The sequence below is a fragment of the Pedobacter sp. GR22-10 genome (genome assembly GCF_026239715.1).
Classification (GTDB): Bacteria; Bacteroidota; Bacteroidia; order Sphingobacteriales; family Sphingobacteriaceae; genus Pedobacter.
This window is the reverse complement of record NZ_JAPIVR010000001.1, coordinates 570,257-587,732: the sequence shown is the minus strand read 5'-3', so window position 1 is coordinate 587,732 and position 17,476 is coordinate 570,257. Positions and strand designations below refer to the sequence as shown.

At 41.0% G+C, this 17,476-nt stretch carries 16 protein-coding genes; 8 read left to right on the top strand and 8 right to left on the bottom strand.

Annotation, left to right across the window (positions count from 1 at the left end):
- Nucleotides 1-6: 6 nt before the first annotated feature.
- From OQX64_RS02390 to OQX64_RS02370, 5 genes are all read right to left on the bottom strand, one after another.
- On the bottom strand, nucleotides 7-903 hold the full coding sequence (locus tag OQX64_RS02390; RefSeq protein ID WP_265817419.1) for an SDR family NAD(P)-dependent oxidoreductase: 897 nt from the start codon (nucleotides 901-903) through the stop codon (nucleotides 7-9).
- A 10-nt stretch (nucleotides 904-913) separates the two neighbouring features.
- Nucleotides 914-1,843, bottom strand: a complete 930-nt coding sequence (locus OQX64_RS02385) for an alpha/beta fold hydrolase (RefSeq protein WP_265817418.1) — start codon at nucleotides 1,841-1,843, stop codon at nucleotides 914-916.
- A 77-nt stretch (nucleotides 1,844-1,920) separates the two neighbouring features.
- Nucleotides 1,921-2,490 carry a Crp/Fnr family transcriptional regulator gene (locus OQX64_RS02380; RefSeq protein ID WP_265817417.1) on the bottom strand — a complete coding sequence of 190 codons (570 nt, stop codon included), beginning with the start codon at nucleotides 2,488-2,490 and terminating at the stop codon, nucleotides 1,921-1,923.
- Between the two features lie 539 nt (nucleotides 2,491-3,029).
- A complete protein-coding gene (locus OQX64_RS02375) occupies nucleotides 3,030-3,890 on the bottom strand; it encodes a nucleotidyl transferase AbiEii/AbiGii toxin family protein (RefSeq protein ID WP_265817416.1) in 861 nt (286 codons plus the stop codon).
- The gene (locus tag OQX64_RS02370) at nucleotides 3,887-4,525 is read right to left on the bottom strand and encodes a type IV toxin-antitoxin system AbiEi family antitoxin domain-containing protein (protein ID WP_265817415.1); all 639 of its coding nucleotides are present in this window, start codon (nucleotides 4,523-4,525) and stop codon (nucleotides 3,887-3,889) included. Before OQX64_RS02370 ends, OQX64_RS02375 begins: the two co-directional genes overlap by 4 nt.
- 594 nt (nucleotides 4,526-5,119) lie before the next feature.
- On the opposite strand from OQX64_RS02370, the gene OQX64_RS02365 reads away from it, so the two are divergent.
- From OQX64_RS02365 to OQX64_RS02345, 5 genes are all read left to right on the top strand, one after another.
- The gene (locus OQX64_RS02365; RefSeq protein WP_265817414.1) at nucleotides 5,120-6,205 is read left to right on the top strand and encodes a hypothetical protein; all 1,086 of its coding nucleotides are present in this window, start codon (nucleotides 5,120-5,122) and stop codon (nucleotides 6,203-6,205) included.
- A 39-nt stretch (nucleotides 6,206-6,244) separates the two neighbouring features.
- A complete protein-coding gene (locus tag OQX64_RS02360) occupies nucleotides 6,245-6,841 on the top strand; it encodes an RNA polymerase sigma-70 factor (RefSeq protein ID WP_265817413.1) in 597 nt (198 codons plus the stop codon).
- A gap of 17 nt (nucleotides 6,842-6,858) precedes the next feature.
- Nucleotides 6,859-7,812 (top strand): FecR family protein, encoded by a 954-nt coding sequence (locus tag OQX64_RS02355; RefSeq protein WP_265817412.1) that lies wholly within the window; start codon nucleotides 6,859-6,861, stop codon nucleotides 7,810-7,812.
- Nucleotides 7,812-9,551, top strand: a complete 1,740-nt coding sequence (locus OQX64_RS02350; protein WP_265817411.1) for a hypothetical protein — start codon at nucleotides 7,812-7,814, stop codon at nucleotides 9,549-9,551. Before OQX64_RS02355 ends, OQX64_RS02350 begins: the two co-directional genes overlap by 1 nt.
- A gap of 217 nt (nucleotides 9,552-9,768) precedes the next feature.
- Entirely contained in the window at nucleotides 9,769-11,529 is a 1,761-nt protein-coding gene (locus OQX64_RS02345) for a UvrD-helicase domain-containing protein (protein ID WP_265817410.1), read from the top strand.
- 164 nt (nucleotides 11,530-11,693) lie between these two features.
- On the opposite strand, the gene OQX64_RS02340 is transcribed toward OQX64_RS02345, so the two are convergent.
- Nucleotides 11,694-12,062 carry a hypothetical protein gene (locus OQX64_RS02340; RefSeq protein ID WP_265817408.1) on the bottom strand — a complete coding sequence of 123 codons (369 nt, stop codon included), beginning with the start codon at nucleotides 12,060-12,062 and terminating at the stop codon, nucleotides 11,694-11,696.
- Between the two features lie 319 nt (nucleotides 12,063-12,381).
- Between OQX64_RS02340 and OQX64_RS02335 the strand changes: the two genes are divergently transcribed.
- A complete protein-coding gene (locus OQX64_RS02335) occupies nucleotides 12,382-13,812 on the top strand; it encodes a DNA/RNA non-specific endonuclease (protein ID WP_265817407.1) in 1,431 nt (476 codons plus the stop codon).
- Nucleotides 13,813-13,871: 59 nt separating this feature from the next.
- Here OQX64_RS02335 and OQX64_RS02330 read toward each other — a convergent pair whose 3' ends face one another.
- Nucleotides 13,872-14,327, bottom strand: coding sequence for a JAB domain-containing protein (locus tag OQX64_RS02330; RefSeq protein ID WP_265817405.1), 456 nt, complete (start codon nucleotides 14,325-14,327; stop codon nucleotides 13,872-13,874).
- Nucleotides 14,328-14,344: 17 nt separating this feature from the next.
- Between OQX64_RS02330 and OQX64_RS02325 the strand changes: the two genes are divergently transcribed.
- The gene (locus OQX64_RS02325) at nucleotides 14,345-14,470 is read left to right on the top strand and encodes a hypothetical protein (protein ID WP_265817403.1); all 126 of its coding nucleotides are present in this window, start codon (nucleotides 14,345-14,347) and stop codon (nucleotides 14,468-14,470) included.
- 902 nt (nucleotides 14,471-15,372) lie between these two features.
- Nucleotides 15,373-16,404, top strand: coding sequence for an IS110 family transposase (locus OQX64_RS02320; RefSeq protein WP_265817402.1), 1,032 nt, complete (start codon nucleotides 15,373-15,375; stop codon nucleotides 16,402-16,404).
- A gap of 332 nt (nucleotides 16,405-16,736) precedes the next feature.
- On the opposite strand, the gene OQX64_RS02315 is transcribed toward OQX64_RS02320, so the two are convergent.
- Nucleotides 16,737-17,354, bottom strand: a complete 618-nt coding sequence (locus tag OQX64_RS02315) for a class I SAM-dependent methyltransferase (protein WP_265817401.1) — start codon at nucleotides 17,352-17,354, stop codon at nucleotides 16,737-16,739.
- Nucleotides 17,355-17,476: the final 122 nt, after the last annotated feature.

Genomic DNA, 17,476 nt, shown 5'->3' with positions numbered 1-17,476 from the left:
ATTAATTTATTTTAGAAAAGAGTTTAAATATTCACCCTCCGAAGTCCATTCTATTTCACCATAATTTTGATTGTCTAGCTTTGGATGTTGCGTAGTGAACATAGAATACATGTATTGTGCCTGTTGCCATTTGGCATACAATTCCTGCTCACCGGAAGGATTTTCTAACCTTTGTTTTTTAATGTTTGCGGCAAATTCGTCCAAGTCCGAGAGCTTTTGCAAGGAAAAATCCTGTCCAGTAATCGCTTTAACGCCTTCTTTCAAAATTCTTGGGCTGATTTGAAAACTGGCAATGTGTAAATCCCTGGGGGTTTCATCATCTAAAGCTGCCAAAGCCGTAAATGCTGCCGTGTTTTCCATCGTGGTGAAATCAAGTTTCCAATTGGCTTTATCCCCCCAATAGGCAACAGATTTATTTTTAAGGTTTAAAATTGGAGTGTTGTATTTCAGAATATCAGCAAAGGCGCCGTTAAAAATGGAGGTGGGCCGAATATCTTTTTCATCGATATAACCTTTAAAAGCTCTCCGAAGATCAAAATTTCTGCTTTCTCCCGGCGTTAATGGCTGATAATCCGTACAAAAATCAGATGGAATAAACCGTTTAACGCCAGCGGTAATAGCACCATCAAGAAGTGCTTTTTGAGTATCGATTATCACCTCGGCAAGTCCGGCGAGCGCAGAAACCACGCAGTCTACTCCTAGGCAGGCTTTAGTAATTTCAGAATCCTTACTAAAATCCACTTCAATCACCATGGCTCCCAGTTGAGAAAGTGATTGTATTTTTTCTGTATCGCTTTCTCTTCTCACCAGTGCAACCACATTGGCGCCCTGGCTGACCAAAGCCTTGCAAATCATTAAACCCAGATGACCTGTAGCCCCTGCTACCAAAATATTTTTTTTCATCCTTTTTTAGTTAAGCTTTTAAAAAACTATAGATAGCCTCAATTACCTGCTCCGGGGTTTCCTCAAACATATAATGACCACCGTTAGAAAGAGCGATTAAATTACTGTTTTGGCTAATGTAAGGCATCGCCATCTGCATAAACTGATAGCTGACATTACTGCCAATGCCTAAAACGGGCATTTGAAGTTGTTGATAAGTTTTTGAATCCTCAATGTCCTGGCCAAATGACTGATACCAAGCGTTGGAAGACCTGATACTCTCTGCATCATTGTAAGCTTCAGCATATATACTTCGCTCCTTTTCAGTCATTTTGGTTTCATCAATCATCACATAATCAAACAGCCAGTCAATGAGAAAACGGAAACGGCCTTCCAAAATCTTTTCAGGCAAACTTTTTACCTGATTAAAACCCATCCACCAAGCATAAGGCATATCGGTATTCATTTTTTCGCCAAAACTTCCAGGCGCAGGTAAAAGCGGCATCTGAAACATGCCCTCGTTAGGGTGCAACCCGTCTGCTACAATCAGTTTTTCCACAACTTCGGGATGATTGAAAGCCAGGCTCATCGCAACCATTCCACCGATATCGTGACCAACAACGGTGACTTTTTTTAAACCCAACGAATTTATTAATTGTTTAATATCTTCCGCCATCGTCTTTTTATCATAACCACCTTGCGGCTTATCAGAAGTCCCCATTCCTCTGATATCTAACACAATAACACGATGCGTTTTAGCAAATTCTGTGGCGATGTTTCGGTAAGAATACCAAGTCTGCGGCCATCCCGGCAGACAGATTATGACTTCTCCGGAACCACCATCTATGTAATGCAGACGAATGCCATTAACCTCTGCGTAATGATTGCTAAATCCGGGAAAATCCTGAATGAGTTGTTCATCTAAAAATTTTTGCTGCGTTGTTCCACTAGATATTGTCATTTGATTTCTTTTTAATTGATTCCATCAAATGTACGGCGATGCATCTCCGGCAAAACTACCAAAAGGTAGAAAATGAGCTACCTGATGTTTTTTCTAATGCGGCTCAATGCGTTGGGCGTAATACCCAATATAGCGGCAAGTTGTTTTACCGGAATTTTTTGTACCAGCTCACTGTTTTTCAGAAATTGTAGATAACGCTCTTCTGCGGTCAGCGTCTGGAAATTCAATAATTGATCTACCATTCTTGCTGTTGTAGCCTCCCAGATCTTGCGCCCGAATTCTTCCCAACTACTTAAGTGGGCATAGAGAAAGTCCATGTCTTTTTTATCGATGACGATCAGCTCAGTCTCCTCGATGGCTTCAATATTGAACCGGGTAGGTTTTTGTGGATGCAGGCTGGATATTTCAGTAAAAAACTCATCTTTTAAACAAACCCACGTAGTATTTTCCTGCTCGCCCGATGCATCGTAAAACCGCAGGCCGCCAGCTATGATGAAGTAATACTGGTTGGCAACCTGTCCGCATTTTAACAAAAGCTTACCCTTTGGAACCACTTTTTGCCTGCATTTTGATTGGACGAGTTGCAAGTCCCGTTCATCAATTGCCACTACACTTTTTACAAATCTAACAAACTGATCAATGCCCATTTATTTAATTTATTCGGCTGTAAAACCAACTCCGAGCCGCACAAATTTAATTAAAGTAAAATAGAAGCAATCCATTCCAGAACAATAAGTTCTCTTTAAAAACCAGATATTTCTCCATCGCCCTATCAATACACCAATCGGCTTAGAAGCTATGGCCTTTCAGACCAGATGATATATGGCACCTTTAATCTTGGGGTGGGGATTGCCTAAGCAGCGTTTGATTTCCCATCTAAAAAATGTAATGTGGTGTGGCATTTCCTTCTTGAGAACCGCTCCAGGCTTCCAGCGGATTGAAATTATCAACAAACTTCCATCTTTGGTCTTTGGCCTGTTGAATCCGGGATCTGTGTATCGAAAGATCCTTCAGCCAGTTTTCATCTTATTTGAGGATTCATGACCACAATTAGACGATAAAAGACGCACTGAGGTTGATGGCCTCGGTGATCCGGTCGATCTTTTCCTCACTCACTCGTTCATCTGTGTATTTCTTGACAGCATAACGGCTGCTGGTTAATTTTTCAAAAGCCAAAGTCTAGCACTTAACCTAATGTCTTGATTTTTAGTTTTGCAATCAGGTCATGGAAATAACCTGGAGACCATATCTCCAGTACTTTTGGATCCTTTATAAATCTGGAGATATCAGCTTTGACAAAGTCCATCTTGACACTTTCGATCTTTTCGCCCAATAATTTCCTGAACTCCTCTTCGCTGATGGTATCTTTTTTCCAGTCACCGCTATCGGTCGCCCTTAGCCAAAAATGGTCAAGGTTGAGGGAATATCCTTTTTTAATGTACCATTCCATATCATACCAATCCCGTCCTTTTACATTCGTGCCCCACTTGCGAAAAAGCAGCGCATGCATCTTGCCGGCAAAAAGGTCGGGGAGCGACAGGCATTTCACATAAAACGAAAAAGGCTTGAGCAATAACTTTTCCTCCGTAGAAAACCCCAATGGCGGTTCTTTATCCACCTCTATCTTGATCTTGATACTGGCTACTTCCTTAAGTCCGTTCTGCGGGATGACATCCTCCAACACAAGTTCCTTCCAAATGGTTTCGGATTTTAAAAAGGCTGAGTTGATGTTGCTCTTTACTGACTTCTGTTTTTCCGAAATCGATACGCGCATTCCCAGGGCAGCAAACTCATTTATGATAGCATCCTGATATTTTTCCAGCGAAAAATCCGGATCAACGGTAAGCAATGAAAAATCCAGATCCTCTGAAAATCGGTCCAGCCCATAGAATATTCTGAGCGCAGTTCCGCCATAAAATGCCGCCTTTTCAAAAAAACCGGCACGGTTAAGTCCTGCCAGTGTGATCTCCTGCATGATTTCCCTCAATGCATCTTTAGCTTCTTCCCTATTTGCGGGATGATAGTTTTCAAGCCATTCCTTTATCATATTTTTTCGATCATTTTGATTAACATTTCCAGGCTTTCCCTTTTGGGCGCATTTTCCAGCCAGCTTAATATCGCATCTAGATCAAACTTAGCAAGATCTTCTTCCTCCATTCGCAGGTTTCCAAAAACATAATCTCTTGCAGAAGACTGGCTTCTTAAGGTTATGCCTGCTGTTGTCGCTATTTTATCGCATAATGCCTTTTCCGGGATTGCCATGATGGCTTGCTGATCTTTAGAGAGGCTTATGGTAGCAAGACCAAATGCATAATAAGGCAGTGGCAGGTTGGTATAGGTATATCGTCCTATGCTGGTTTGAAATTTTCTCGATGCTTTTGTGGTCATTGAAGTGACCGCGAAAACCTTTTCCGGAATCAGTCCATAATGGGCGAGTGCACTTTCCATGGAGAGATAGCTTGGTCCAAGTATGTGATTGGCAAGTAATGCATTTTCAGGTCGTTCAGCGCCAAGCGATTTACCAGCTATATAAAGTCCCTTTTTGACCGGTTCGATCAGACCAGCTGATTTTAAAGACAGTATCTTATCATTTGGCCGTTTATAGTCTTGCAAAAGGCCAGTTAGTAGCTGATGGGTCAGCGGCTGATTAGATAACGTTTTTAGTGCTGTCTGAATATCCATTGTAAAATATCAATAAGATAAACGGTTTATTTTCGTTTATCTTGTCTCAAAAATACATAAACTATTTAAATATGCAAAATATCAACAAGATAAACGACTTATAATCGTTTATCTTATATTATTTCAACAGAAAAACTGCATTAAAAGATAGAAGCACTTGCCAAAATAGACAGGGCAGGAAAAGTTTCTTTTAGTAGTAGTAGCTATGAAGCTTATTTGAAAGCATCAGACCATCCCCGACAATGGCAACCCCTTTGCTTTCTCTGTACATAAATATTAATAAGGTCAGCCTGGTCATCTACAGAAACCTCTTTAAAGGGGGCAATCGAAAATGCTTGTGTTATCCATTAGAAAAAAACATATAAAAGGTTAGCTGATCATAAAGTCTAAGACCATTAAATAGAAATGTGCCAGCTATTTTTTTTAAGGTTCAATATTTGGCATAACAAATTAAGTCACTTATATCAACGAAAAATATGTTCTACCTACTGTTAATAGATCAGCATCTCCATTAATTAGACCTTCCAACATATATTTTTTCATCACGTAGGGGTAAGTATGACCTTTGTTGTCCCATTTTAAATGAACAATAAGATGAAAACAACAATCAAAAACATTTCAAACATTAAAACCTACCTCACCAGAACCTCAGGTTATATCGCATTATGCCTGGCGCTAATAGTCGTTACGACTCCTAAAGGTTTTGCACAGAAAAAAACAAAGACACGCGTAAATATTGGTTTAATGTATCCTCTCAGTATAAATGGAAGGCATGCCGGGCTTGATACCAATGTATTTTCCTTCAGTGCGCTGGTAGGCGTTTCAGCAGCAGAAAAAGGCCTTTCCTTTGCAGGCATATCCAACATTATCCACAAAAGTGCATGTGGTGTTCAATTCGCAGGATTTTCCAATCATATTGGTGGTAAAGCAAAGGGCACGCAGTTTGCTGGCTTCATCAATACTTATGGTTCTGATAGCAGATCAGCTATAGCAGGTTTCTCCAATATAGCCAAAGGTAATAGCGGACTACAACTTGCAGGCTTTTTGAACTTAACGTCTCATAAGGTATCCGCGCTTCAAGCCTCAGGTTTTCTAAATAAGGCGGCGGATGTAAAAGGCGCACAAATTGCTGGTTTTATTAATATTGCCAAAAAAGTTAAAGGCATTCAGCTGGCAGGTCTTATTAATGTGGCTGATAGCAGCGACTACCCGATCGGAATTATTAACATCGTAAAAAATGGAGAAAAAAGTATTGCATTAACCACCAATCAGAATTTAACTGCCATGGCCACTTTCCGCTCGGGCGGAAAAATATTGTACGGCATTATTGGAGCGGGATATAATTTTATAAACAAAGACGCGATATATGCCCTTGAAGCAGGTTTAGGTGCAAATTCTTTTCAGTCCCGTCATTTCAGACTACGTACCGAGCTGACGGCAAGTTCCTTACAGAATTTTAAAAAAGGCAACTATTTTAAATCCACCCTGCAATTTTATCCTGCGTGGAGAGCGGGTAAACATCTGGAACTATTCGCTGGTCCGTCCTTTAACTTCATCTCGACCAATACTACGGAAGGCAAAACCTTACAGAAACACTATATAAAGGAATGGGATGAGCATAACGGTACCCTATATGGCATGTTCTTTGGGTATACAGGCGGGTTAGCCGTTAATTTCTAAAAAATTAAATACCCTTCTCTAGTCCTTCTATTATTATATTTGAAAAATTTTAGCGCAGTGAAATTAACGCCGGAAGCTCCCCCGAGCAAGCATGTGTACGATAATGATACCTCATTTGAGCATTTATTTAAAACGCATTATCATGCATTGCACGCCTATGCCCAGGTGATGTTGAAAGACGAAGATCTAGCGGAAGAAATTGTTCAGGGTATGTTTTTAAAATTTTGGGAGAAAAGGCAAAATCTCCAGATACAGTCGATAAAAGCCTACCTCTACAAGTGCGTGTACAATGACAGCCTCAACTACCTTAAGCAGGAGAAAACCAAGATCAAATACCAGGAATTCACCCTACATACTATGAATACTGAACACGAATCCGCAGCGGCAAAAATAGAACTCACAGAATTGCAAAAGCGCTTAAGAGAAGCGCTTTTGCAATTACCAGAGCAATGCCGGACCATATTCCAAATGAGCAGGTTCGAAGAGTTAAAATACCGCGAGATTGCAGAACGCCTGGGGCTATCGATTAAAACTGTAGAAAACCAGATGGGAAAAGCCTTAAAAATAATGAGGTTGAGACTGGCTGATTTCTTGATTTTATGCGTAATCGGGTTATGGTATTTCAAAGTAGTATAAATTAATCAATAAGAAGCATGGACGATGAATTATTAGCTAAATTTCTGCTGAAAGAAAGCAGTGAGGATGAAGATAAACAAGTCAGGGATTGGCTTGATGCTGCCGAAGCCAATCAGCAACATTTTGATCAGATCAAAACCATATGGCAGTTAAGCCATACACTAAAAAACCAAAACAAAAGGGATGAGCAGCAGGCATGGGAAAGCTTTAAAGAAAGAAGAGAAGATATACAGACCAAAGAACAAAAAAACCGAAAACTGCGGACAATTTGGTTAAGGGCAGCGGCCATACTTGTAGTGGCTATTGGTGGCTGGCTATTGTACAATGTACACCGCCCAGGGCATGATATTGAATTAACGGCACTAAACAGGGTGCGCAATGCGCATTTACCCGACGGATCTGTACTTACCCTGAATAAACATAGTAAAATTTCCTACGCCTCTGATTTTAAGGATAACAGGACACTTAAAATGGATCAGGGCGATGTATTTTTTGAAGTGGCCAAAGATAAATCCCACCCCTTTGTCATCCATATAGACCAGATGCTGGTAGAGGTGGTAGGTACCTCTTTCCACATCAGGCATGCTAAAAATAACATCGAATTAAATGTAGAAACAGGTATCGTGAGGGTACGACATGGAAGTGAAGAAATCAAACTTTACCAGGGTGATAGGATGTCATTTTCAGCTGGTATGCACAAATTAACCAAGGAGAAAAGCACCGACCAGCTTTACAACTATTTCCGAACGCAAGTATTTCAGGCAAACAATATTTCATTGAGCAGACTTGTGCGTGCCTTGAATGAGGCTTATTATACGCATATCATTCTTGATGAAAGGGTGAAGCACCTGGCCATCAGCACCACTTTGAAGTTCGGCGATGTGAATGAAAATTTACGTGTGATCTGTGAAACCTTAGATTTAAAATTAGCTCGTCAGGGTAACCAAATGATACTGGCCTTAAAAGGTTAATGAAAACTATATTAATTACCCTACTTCTCTTCCTATCATTTTTTTGCCACGCACAGCACACTAAAGTAACCAGCCAGCGAAATTTATCAAAAACCGTAACCTTAAACGTAAAAAATGAGCGCATCAGCGATATTTTACAAACGATAGGCAAAGCCGGTTCTTTTTATTTTTCATATGACGGAATGCTGTTCAGCCAGGATAAACTGGTAGACCTTAATATTAAAGGTGTTCAGGTGAGGCACGTTTTGGATCAGCTCTTCAATGGACAGGTTGAATATATTGAAGATGCAAATTATATCATTCTTCGTCACGCCCGGAACCGTCTCACTATTCAGCAAACCCTGATTGAAAACAATGAACAGGAATACATGGTCAGCGGTTTCGTGGTTGATACACAGACCGGAAATAGGCTTAAACAAGCCAGTGTCTATGAAAAGCAGCTGCTTCAATCTACCCTTACAGATGAAAATGGTTATTTTAAAATCCGCTTTAAGGGCAGGCAAACAGGGGTAATCTTAACCGCCAGTAAAGAAAACTACCATGACAGCACACTTGTTTTCCTTGCAGACGTCAATATCCAGCCTGCAAAATACCAGGATCGTAATAGTAATGGCAATACTATTTTCTCCAATGCTTTTAGTGGCAACGGCATCTGGCGCTTTTTACTGTCTTCCCGGCAGCGGATTCAAGACCTGAATATTTCCAGTTTTTTTGCACAAACCCCTTTTCAGGCATCCTTAACACCCGGCTTAAGTTCACATGGCAGTATGAGCGCCAATATTATTAATAAGGTGTCATTAAATGTTATGGGCGGCTACACAGGTGGAACGAATGGTATTGAGATTGCAGGACTGTTTAATCTAACTAAAGGTGACATCAAAAAAGTTCAGTTTGCCGGCTTATTTAACATCGTAGGCGGATCAGTAAAGGCTATCCAGATAGCAGGAGTCTATAATAATGTTAAGCGTAATACTGCAGGCATACAGGTCGGCGGTATTTTAAATAAGGCAGATGGAAATGCCTGTGGCATACAACTGGGCGGACTCTCCAATATCACCAGGGAGAAGGTTCAGGGCTTTCAGGTAGCCGGAATGGTCAATAAGGCTAAAGCAGTTTCAGGTGTTCAACTGGGAGGCTTGTTCAATAAAGTCGCTGACCGGTTGGAGGGAATACAGTTCGCTGGATTGATCAATTATGCACGGCGAATGGACGGCTTACAAATCAGCGTACTTAACATGGCTGATTCAGTTTCTGGAGTAGGCATTGGCCTAGTTAACCTCTACAAAAACGGCTTCCAGAAGCTAAACCTATATTCCAATGAACTGGTCAATACCAATATCGCTTATAAGACAGGGACAGCGAAGTTGTATTCCTTACTTATAGTGGGTAAAAACTTTTCTGATACCACATCATTATTGACTTTTGGACTGGGCTTCGGTCATGAATTTATATTGAACAAAAATATTAATATTGCTGCAGAAGGATCCATACAATCCTTATCGCCAGACAGATTTAAAACAGCTGATATACTTTACCGTATGCAAGCCCTTGTTCAGGTCAAAGTGTTATCCAGGGTTGAAGTTTTTGCAGGACCGGCTTATAAGTATATAACAGCATTATCAGATGTTGCATCCATTCATAATTACCGGAAGTCATTTTTCAGAAGAAGAGATGATAGTACCAATCACGCTTCCGCAAGCGGGCTTGGATGGAACTTTGGTGTTTCCCTTTTGTTATAGTGATGACAATGTTTCATTTAATCTTATTTCATTGAGTTGCTATCAAAAAACAGTCAATTTTTAACGATCACAGCAAATGGCCCGGTCTCAGGGCAGCCTACATTAGATTTAAGGTCAACATTCTTTCCTTTTTAAAAAATAGTAAACGAAAAAACCATAAGACTCTTAAATTTGTATTCTTGCATACCAATACAGAAAGCGGAAATAACCTGGAGAAATGGAATGGACCAAACAGCAAAAAGATATTATACACTCCAGTGGGGATATCAAAATAAACGCCGTAGCCGGTTCCGGAAAAACAACTACCATCATAGGATACGCCAAAGCGAGACCATCCGATAGCCGGATATTATATCTGGCCTTCAACAAAGCTGTAAAAATCGAAGCGGCACAGAAATTCAGTGAAAAAGGATTGCAAAACGTTACCGTAGAAACTGCCCATTCCTTAGCCTTCGCTCATGTGGTAAGGAGAAGCAAATACCAGGTCAGGAAACAGGATTATACCACAAACGACGTGGTGAACCTCTTGCAATTGAAGGGCAACGGCGAGAAACACAGCGAACTGCTCATCGCCAGCCACATCCTGAAACTCATCTCCTATTTCTGCAATAGCGATCAATTGAAGGTACAAAGCCTGGATTATCTAAATTTGTTGCCGGACGAAGAATCCAAGACTTTCGTCAGCGAGGTTTACGGTTACATTGTTACCCAGGCGCGCATCCTTCTGGGAAAAATGGATAAAGCAGAAATCGACATCACCCATGATTTTTACCTGAAAAAGTTCCAGCTACAGCAGCCACAGCTCCCGTTTGATTATATCCTATTTGATGAAGCCCAGGATGCCTCCCCTGCCATGCTGGATATCTTTTTAAAGCAAAAGGCCACCAAGGTGATTGTTGGTGATCAACATCAGCAAATTTACGGCTGGCGCCATGCGGTGAACTCCCTTGAAAAAGCAAATTTTAAAACCTATCAACTCTCCACCAGTTTCCGCTTTGGGCAAGACATCGCCAACCTGGCCATGGAGACCCTTCGACTAAAAAATATCCTGCAGCCCCATCGTCCCATGACCATATTGGGTAAAGGCAGCGAACGAAAAATCAAGACCAATGCCGTCATCGCAAGGACCAATCTTGGTCTGCTGATTAAAGCCATTGAATATGTCACCGAGCGAAAGAAAATTAAACATATCTATTTCGAAGGCAATATCAATTCCTACACCTATGCTGATGAAGGCGCCTCACTGTATGATATCCTAAGCTTATCTAATGCCAATCAGGCGCAGATCAGAGATCCGCTCATCCGATCCATGCAGGATCTGGAGGAGCTGGAAACCTATGTCGAGCAGACCGAAGACAAACAGTTATCCATGATGATCGAACTGGTCCGACAGTATGGCAACGCCATTCCCGGCATGATCAAATCCATCAAAGAAAAGCATGTGGAACATCATGAAAGAGCAAAAGCTGAGATCATTTTCTCGACCGTTCACCGCTGTAAAGGAATGGAATATGATGCGGTGCTACTGGCTGATGATTTCGTAACAGAAGAAAAACTGAGAAGAGTACGGGAAGATAAAAATGCGGAGCAGGAACATTTCAACCGAATGAACGAAGAAATCAATTTATTGTACGTCGCCATCACCCGCGCCAGAATGGGCATTTACCTGCCCGAGACACTTGTGCCCAAACATTTCCCAGCCTCCCCTCACATTTACCTGATCGCCCCACCCAAGGATTCAAAAAACACCAACGGCTCATCCAAGAGCTACCCAAAAAATCAGAAAATAAAAACCGTGGACAGCAGAAAGGACAATACTGCGGCTAACCAATCCTGGACAGTCGAACTAGATAACGAACTCACTGTCATGTACGCTGACGGGTACAGCCCGGCTGATCTCAGCATGCACTTTGGACGATCCAGAACTGCCATTAGCATGAGAATCAAAAAATTGAGGCTGGAAGATCTATATTATTAAGTCAAGTTCAATAAAAATAGCCAGGCACCTAAACGTTTTGTTAACTAACATCCAACTATACCAATAAGAATTTCCTTACCAAAAAGACGAGCGTCATAACGATTCGTCAAAACAAGGGAATGATAGATTCCGGGTTAGGCAGTCCGATTACCTTAGGATATTACTTATCGTTCCGCATTGTAGATGTCGTGTAGAAAATCCCCATCTGAATTATTTAGCATAGTCTCCATTCCCAGACGATCATTCACATAAATTAACTTCAAATGTCCGCTATCCCCACCATAAGCATTAAGCGAACTTACACCATCAAGGAGACATAAAAAACCAAAAACGCTGATATTAGCAGCGTTGAGAATAATTTCTTTTAGAACTGATTTTTGGTCATCTTCCAGCGCCTTATAGAAATTCGACATTCTCAAAAGGCTTTCCGAAGGCTGTCTCCCAGGAGGATTTTTATATGTCTCAATCAAACCTTCGACACCAGACTCCACTACATTTTGTTTTACAACCGCTACAAACTGTTCCTGATTCATATCTATTTTTAGCAACCATTAATTCACTAAAGATAAAAATTTTTCAATCCAGCAGTCGCGAAACAATAACGTTTTCGTTGCATACCTATGTTATCTTGCGTATGTAACTCATGATTTCCGTCCTATTATCGGCAAATAATAGACTTAACATATACCACAACCCAATCAACATAGCGAAAGAACTTTGCCCGCTCCTGTAATTTGATTTATCGGGATGTTGATATTTATTTTGCCTGGCCATCGCATTTCCGCCTAACTTTGCGTTTGAATACAAAAATGATCTTTAGTTAGCGCAACTCCTTAGACATTTTGAAAAACAATGAAACTTAGAAACATCCTTATCTATTCAGGATTTATTGGCATCCTGTCGCTATCTGCCTGTTCCAAAAAAACGAGCATTACAGAAGACCAAACCGAACCAATCAAACCACCTGTGGCCTATGCGATTACCGAAACTTTTGAATCAGGAACCAAAGGCGCCTATGCTTTGGACAGTGTGCAGCTATTAAGTGGAAAATGGACATTCAGCGATGGCCTGATCGGGAATCTTGCTGCCGATGCCAAAATCGGCGCAAAATCCGTCCGGCTACGTGCCGGATATCTATCCATGAACTTTGATGTAGCCGGCGTCAAAATGTTATATGTTTCACATGCAAAATATGGCACTGATGCCAATTCGACCTGGCAGCTTCTCGCCTCTACCGATGGTGGTAAAACCTACACACAGCTCGGCCCGGAAATGACCGAATCGGGCACCACCCTGGTAACCGACTCCTTCAAGGTTAATACGACCGGCAAGATCCGCTTCCAGATTAAAAAAGCAGGGACGACCCGAATTAACCTTGACGATATCACCTTTAAAGGATCAGGCGATCCCGGCATTACCGTTGGCGTACCAGATACAGATCCGGCAGATACCGGGGGGAGTACCACACCAACCGCAGGAAGAGGCACACCGGAGGCAGGACCAGATGCACCACCAGCAAATGGCGACAATTCAAACCTGCTCTTTGGCAACCCCTCTGGTGCCGTCGCCGCGATTGTTTCTCCTGAAAATTACCTGATTGATCAGAAATATTATCAGGAGAGCTATAGCATGAGCCGCGGTACACCAAACTGGGTAAGCTGGCATTTGGACCCCAGTAATTTCGACGGGACCGCAAGCAGGAAAGATGATTTCGCCTCGTTCACAGATTTACCTACCAATTGGTACCAAGTGCAAAGCAGCAGCTATTCCGGTTCAGGCTTTGACAGAGGACATAACTGTCCAAGTGGCGACCGTACCAGCTCAAGCACGGCGAACTCCGCAACATTTCTGATGACAAACATGATCCCGCAAGCACCAAACAACAACCAGAAAACCTGGGAATCCTTTGAAAGCTACCTCCGTTCACAGGCATTGAATGGGTATGAGGTTTATGTGATTATGGGGAGCTACGGGACCGGGGGTATTGGTTCGGCCAGCGCATCGGTAGTCAAGACCATTAACAATGGAAAAATCACGGTGCCATCTAACGTTTGGAAAGTAGCGGTACTGCTAAAAAAAGGGGATAATGATATCAGCAGGGTGAATTCTTCCACCAGGGTGATTGCCATCAATACCCCTAATGTCAACAGCACCAGTGCAAGCTGGAAGGACTACATTGTAACGGTTCGAGATATTGAAGGGGCAACGGGCTACAACTTGCTGTCCAGCCTGCCACAAGGCATTCAGGATGTGGTGGAAAAAGTGAAAGACACAGGTAATTAACGCCCAAGAAAATAAATTAAATTTTCATAATGAGGGTGTCAAAAGACACCCTCATATGTTCAGATCAATCCTTCATCTTTAAAGCTATAGTAGCGATCCGGACAGATGATTATATGATCAAGAATGGGAAGTTCAAGCAATGCACCTATTTGTACCATTCTGTTGGTGAGCTCGACATCCGCCTGACTCGGCTGGCACTGGCCAGAAGGATGGTTATGGCTGAGGATGATTCCGCTGGAGTTGGCTTTCAGGGCAATGGAAAATATGATTTTAGGATCTACGTAAGTTCCTGCCAGTCCGCCCTGAGAAATATTCACTATGCCGAGCACATGGTTTGCCCGATTGAGCAATATAATTTTGAATTCTTCCAGAAATTCAATTTTATCGTCACTCCAATTCGAACAAAGAACATTGAAAGCCTTGTTTGAACTGTCAATCTTCGGTCTTTCTGAAGCTTTGAATTTAGGTTTGTAACTGATCTCAATTTCTGAGACCTGATAGGTTGTCTTTTCCATAATATTTCGATTTAATTATGGTACCGGGCTGGTTTGCGTTCCGCCAAAGCAGTGGAAGCAACGGAATAAATGGACGTGCGTGTAAAGGCGACTGGCGGGTTTATGCCGGAATTTCTACCTGCGTGCCGGAAAACAACACCTAAATTTGTAGCGGATTAAATGAATGCCCAAGGCAATAAAAATCAAAAAGCTATGGATGAAAAAGAAAAAAACCTATATTTACCAACGAGAGCGTTAATTTAGATTTGGGCAATAGGCAATAGCTGGTTGCCCATTTTTTTGATCCTTAGTTTTTAAGGTAATTCCCCGCTTTTGAGCAGGCGTTTGCTATTTCATGTGAATCACCAGAAGTTTCCGGCCCTATTTTGCTATTTATATTTCGAACGTATTTTCGATTATGGCTAAACAATAGCACTCCTATCTAGTGTTTTGCAGCATACAATGCAGAATTTTTATGGAATAATTTTTACAAATGGCAGGACAAAAGTGATAGTATTTTCCTTGACAGGTGGAGGAGTATTTTGAAAGTCCCCTGGACATTGTATGCCTGTATCCTGACCTAATTATCAAGAAACGGTTTGGATAAGTACAAAAATCACCTCAGATTGATTTTCCTGTTGAGGAACATTTTGGTCCTGCTGTTTTTCATCCTTTTCTTTAGGGTCTGTCATAGCATTGATTTTATGTTTGAATAATAACAAAGCTGCGCTGATATAGTTCGATAAATGATTGTGCAAAGTTAGAGCAAGCTGATGTTTATGTACACATAATTGGTTTTGAGATTTTATATACTATATCTCCCTAAGCTAAAGATTATTAGTTGATTTTTAAGCTAGTTATTCTTAAATTCGATAAACAAATCACTCAACCATTGATATGGCCGTTTTTGGGATTAAACTTAAAAACAAATTTAGAAAAGATCTATTCCACATTTTAAGCCTAAAGACGATTACTATGTCAGGGAAGAAGCGACCTATGTATCCCAATAGTGAAGAACTAAATTTAACCCAAGGACTTTGGAGTGGTTTATTAATATGAAACATCTATGGAAGAGAGGAAGCTCGGTACCATTAGATACTTTATCGGTATTGACATTGCTAAAGCAACATTCAATTATTGCATCCGATACGGTGAAGGACAGGTGATTAATGGAAAAGCAGCCAATCACCTGGAATCAATCAATGAATTTATATTGATGCTGAAAGATCTAACAGGATGTAAGGTAAATTATATTGTCTTTGGAATGGAGGCTACTGGTATTTACGGGAACCTCCTAATTGAAATGCTTTGCAAACTTAAAGCGAAATTTGTAGTTGAACCAGCTTTACGAATTAAAAATTCGCTCGGCCTAGTCCGAGGGAAAAGTGATAAACTGGATGCTGCACGAATAGCACGGTATCTTATCAAAAACCTTCATGAACTTAGATTGTGGGTTCCAAGACGTAAAGTAATAGCAGAGCTGGATAGCCTGTCAACCTTAAGACGAAGAATTGTGAAGATCCATGGAATCATGACCGTACCTTTAAAAGAAGATGAGAGTTTCATTATTCAGGAAGTCTCGCAAATGAATATTGACCTATGTAATCCGTTAGTTAGTGAACTGAAGCGGTCACTATCTGAAATTGATTCGCGGTTGAAACACTTATGGACTCAGGATGAAAAATGTAGGCGATTAATGCAAATCATGCTTTCGGTAATGGGAATTGGACCTGTTACAGCGCTGCAAATACTTATTCATACCAATGAATTTAAATCCATTACTAACGCAAGGGCATTTGCATCCTTTTGCGGCGTCGCCCCTTTTGAATATGATTCAGGAACCAGTGTGAAGAAAGCTTCCAGGGTTTCCCATTATGCCAATAAAAGAATCAAATCTTTACTGCATACCGGAGTAATCGTTTTGATAACCAATGACCCTGAGACAAAAGCATATTATAAAAGGCGAGTAGAGGTCGATAAAAAGAATAAAATGTCTACCATGAACGCTATTAAATTCAAGTTGATCTGCAAAGTTTTTGCCTGTGTTCGAGGAGACAGGCTTTATGATAGAAATTACATTTCTGTTAAATCAGAATAATTGTAAAAAGTCTCCTTTCCCGATAAACCTCCAGTATGAAGCATATTTATGCTTCTACCAGCGCTGATGAATACCATTTTTCAAGCCCTGTGCCCAGGCGAATGTCTGGAAAGACAAAACCATTACTTTTTCATCCCTGAAAATAATGTCCTTCGGTATACTCAGGCAATAAAATTGGAAAGGCCTACCTTTAGGATGATATTGGGGTTATTTAAAAATCCCTCCCATTTTTATGCCAATTGGAAATGTTCATAACATTTGGTAGTGGATATATAAGTCATTTGTTCCTATTGAGGATCTGCAGGTATATAAGCTTAGGCATCTTGCTCATTTTACATTTTTTTCACACACCAGGTCGTCATGCTTCGCATGTTCTGCACATTGGTCGTTTTGATAGGTTCATGTAGCTCCCCTCCCAGTTTTTTGGTCAGGCGAAGCAGCATTTCCTGATTAACCAGAAAGCGTTCGGATTCATCAGGCAAAATATATCTTCCATTTCCTATAAAACGCACCATTGATTCTATGCCAATATCAGAGGCTAAACGACAGAAAAAATAACCACCGGGTTTTAGTACACGCCACATTTCAGCCAGCATGGCCTCAAAGTGTTCCAGACTTTCGGCAAAATGTAACACCGCACTGCTAATAACGAGGTCAAATTTCCTTTCTTCAAAAGGCAGTTTATCTATTGTGGAAAGCTGATAGTTTTGAGCTGTGTCGTCTTCGGAGAACTGAGCAGCAAATTCCTGAATCTTGAATACAGCCTCCGGATTTCTGTCCACGCCATAAACCTCGTATTCGTTTTTTAGAAAGTACAGTAGATTTCTCCCTTCCCCACAGCCCGCATCCAGAACAGTATGGCAATCTACATAGGTGCCTTTAAGCAACTGATCTAAAAGGTAAATATCGATGTTTCCGAAAGTTTCCTGGATTTGAAATTTTATACTCATTACGAGGTTCAAAGATAAAAAAAAATGAAAGCGTTTGAGATTATATATAATGATTAATTCTATTCCTCTATTACTAAGATCTTTTCCACTTCTTATTCCGAACTGATAAAGCTTCCTTAAGA

Bases quoted from the DNA above. Each gene is read 5' to 3' on its own strand.
- OQX64_RS02390 (WP_265817419.1), bottom strand. From the start codon at position 903: ATGAAAAAAAATATTTTGGTAGCAGGGGCTACAGGTCATCTGGGTTTA.
- OQX64_RS02385 (WP_265817418.1), bottom strand. From the start codon at position 1,843: ATGACAATATCTAGTGGAACAACGCAGCAAAAATTTTTAGATGAACAA.
- OQX64_RS02380 (WP_265817417.1), bottom strand. From the start codon at position 2,490: ATGGGCATTGATCAGTTTGTTAGATTTGTAAAAAGTGTAGTGGCAATT.
- OQX64_RS02375 (WP_265817416.1), bottom strand. From the start codon at position 3,890: ATGATAAAGGAATGGCTTGAAAACTATCATCCCGCAAATAGGGAAGAA.
- OQX64_RS02370 (WP_265817415.1), bottom strand. From the start codon at position 4,525: ATGGATATTCAGACAGCACTAAAAACGTTATCTAATCAGCCGCTGACC.
- OQX64_RS02365 (WP_265817414.1), top strand. From the start codon at position 5,120: ATGAAAACAACAATCAAAAACATTTCAAACATTAAAACCTACCTCACC.
- OQX64_RS02355 (WP_265817412.1), top strand. From the start codon at position 6,859: ATGGACGATGAATTATTAGCTAAATTTCTGCTGAAAGAAAGCAGTGAG.
- OQX64_RS02350 (WP_265817411.1), top strand. From the start codon at position 7,812: ATGAAAACTATATTAATTACCCTACTTCTCTTCCTATCATTTTTTTGC.
- OQX64_RS02345 (WP_265817410.1), top strand. From the start codon at position 9,769: ATGGAATGGACCAAACAGCAAAAAGATATTATACACTCCAGTGGGGAT.
- OQX64_RS02340 (WP_265817408.1), bottom strand. From the start codon at position 12,062: ATGAATCAGGAACAGTTTGTAGCGGTTGTAAAACAAAATGTAGTGGAG.
- OQX64_RS02335 (WP_265817407.1), top strand. From the start codon at position 12,382: ATGAAACTTAGAAACATCCTTATCTATTCAGGATTTATTGGCATCCTG.
- OQX64_RS02330 (WP_265817405.1), bottom strand. From the start codon at position 14,327: ATGGAAAAGACAACCTATCAGGTCTCAGAAATTGAGATCAGTTACAAA.
- OQX64_RS02325 (WP_265817403.1), top strand. From the start codon at position 14,345: ATGGTACCGGGCTGGTTTGCGTTCCGCCAAAGCAGTGGAAGCAACGGA.
- OQX64_RS02320 (WP_265817402.1), top strand. From the start codon at position 15,373: ATGGAAGAGAGGAAGCTCGGTACCATTAGATACTTTATCGGTATTGAC.
- OQX64_RS02315 (WP_265817401.1), bottom strand. From the start codon at position 17,354: ATGAGTATAAAATTTCAAATCCAGGAAACTTTCGGAAACATCGATATT.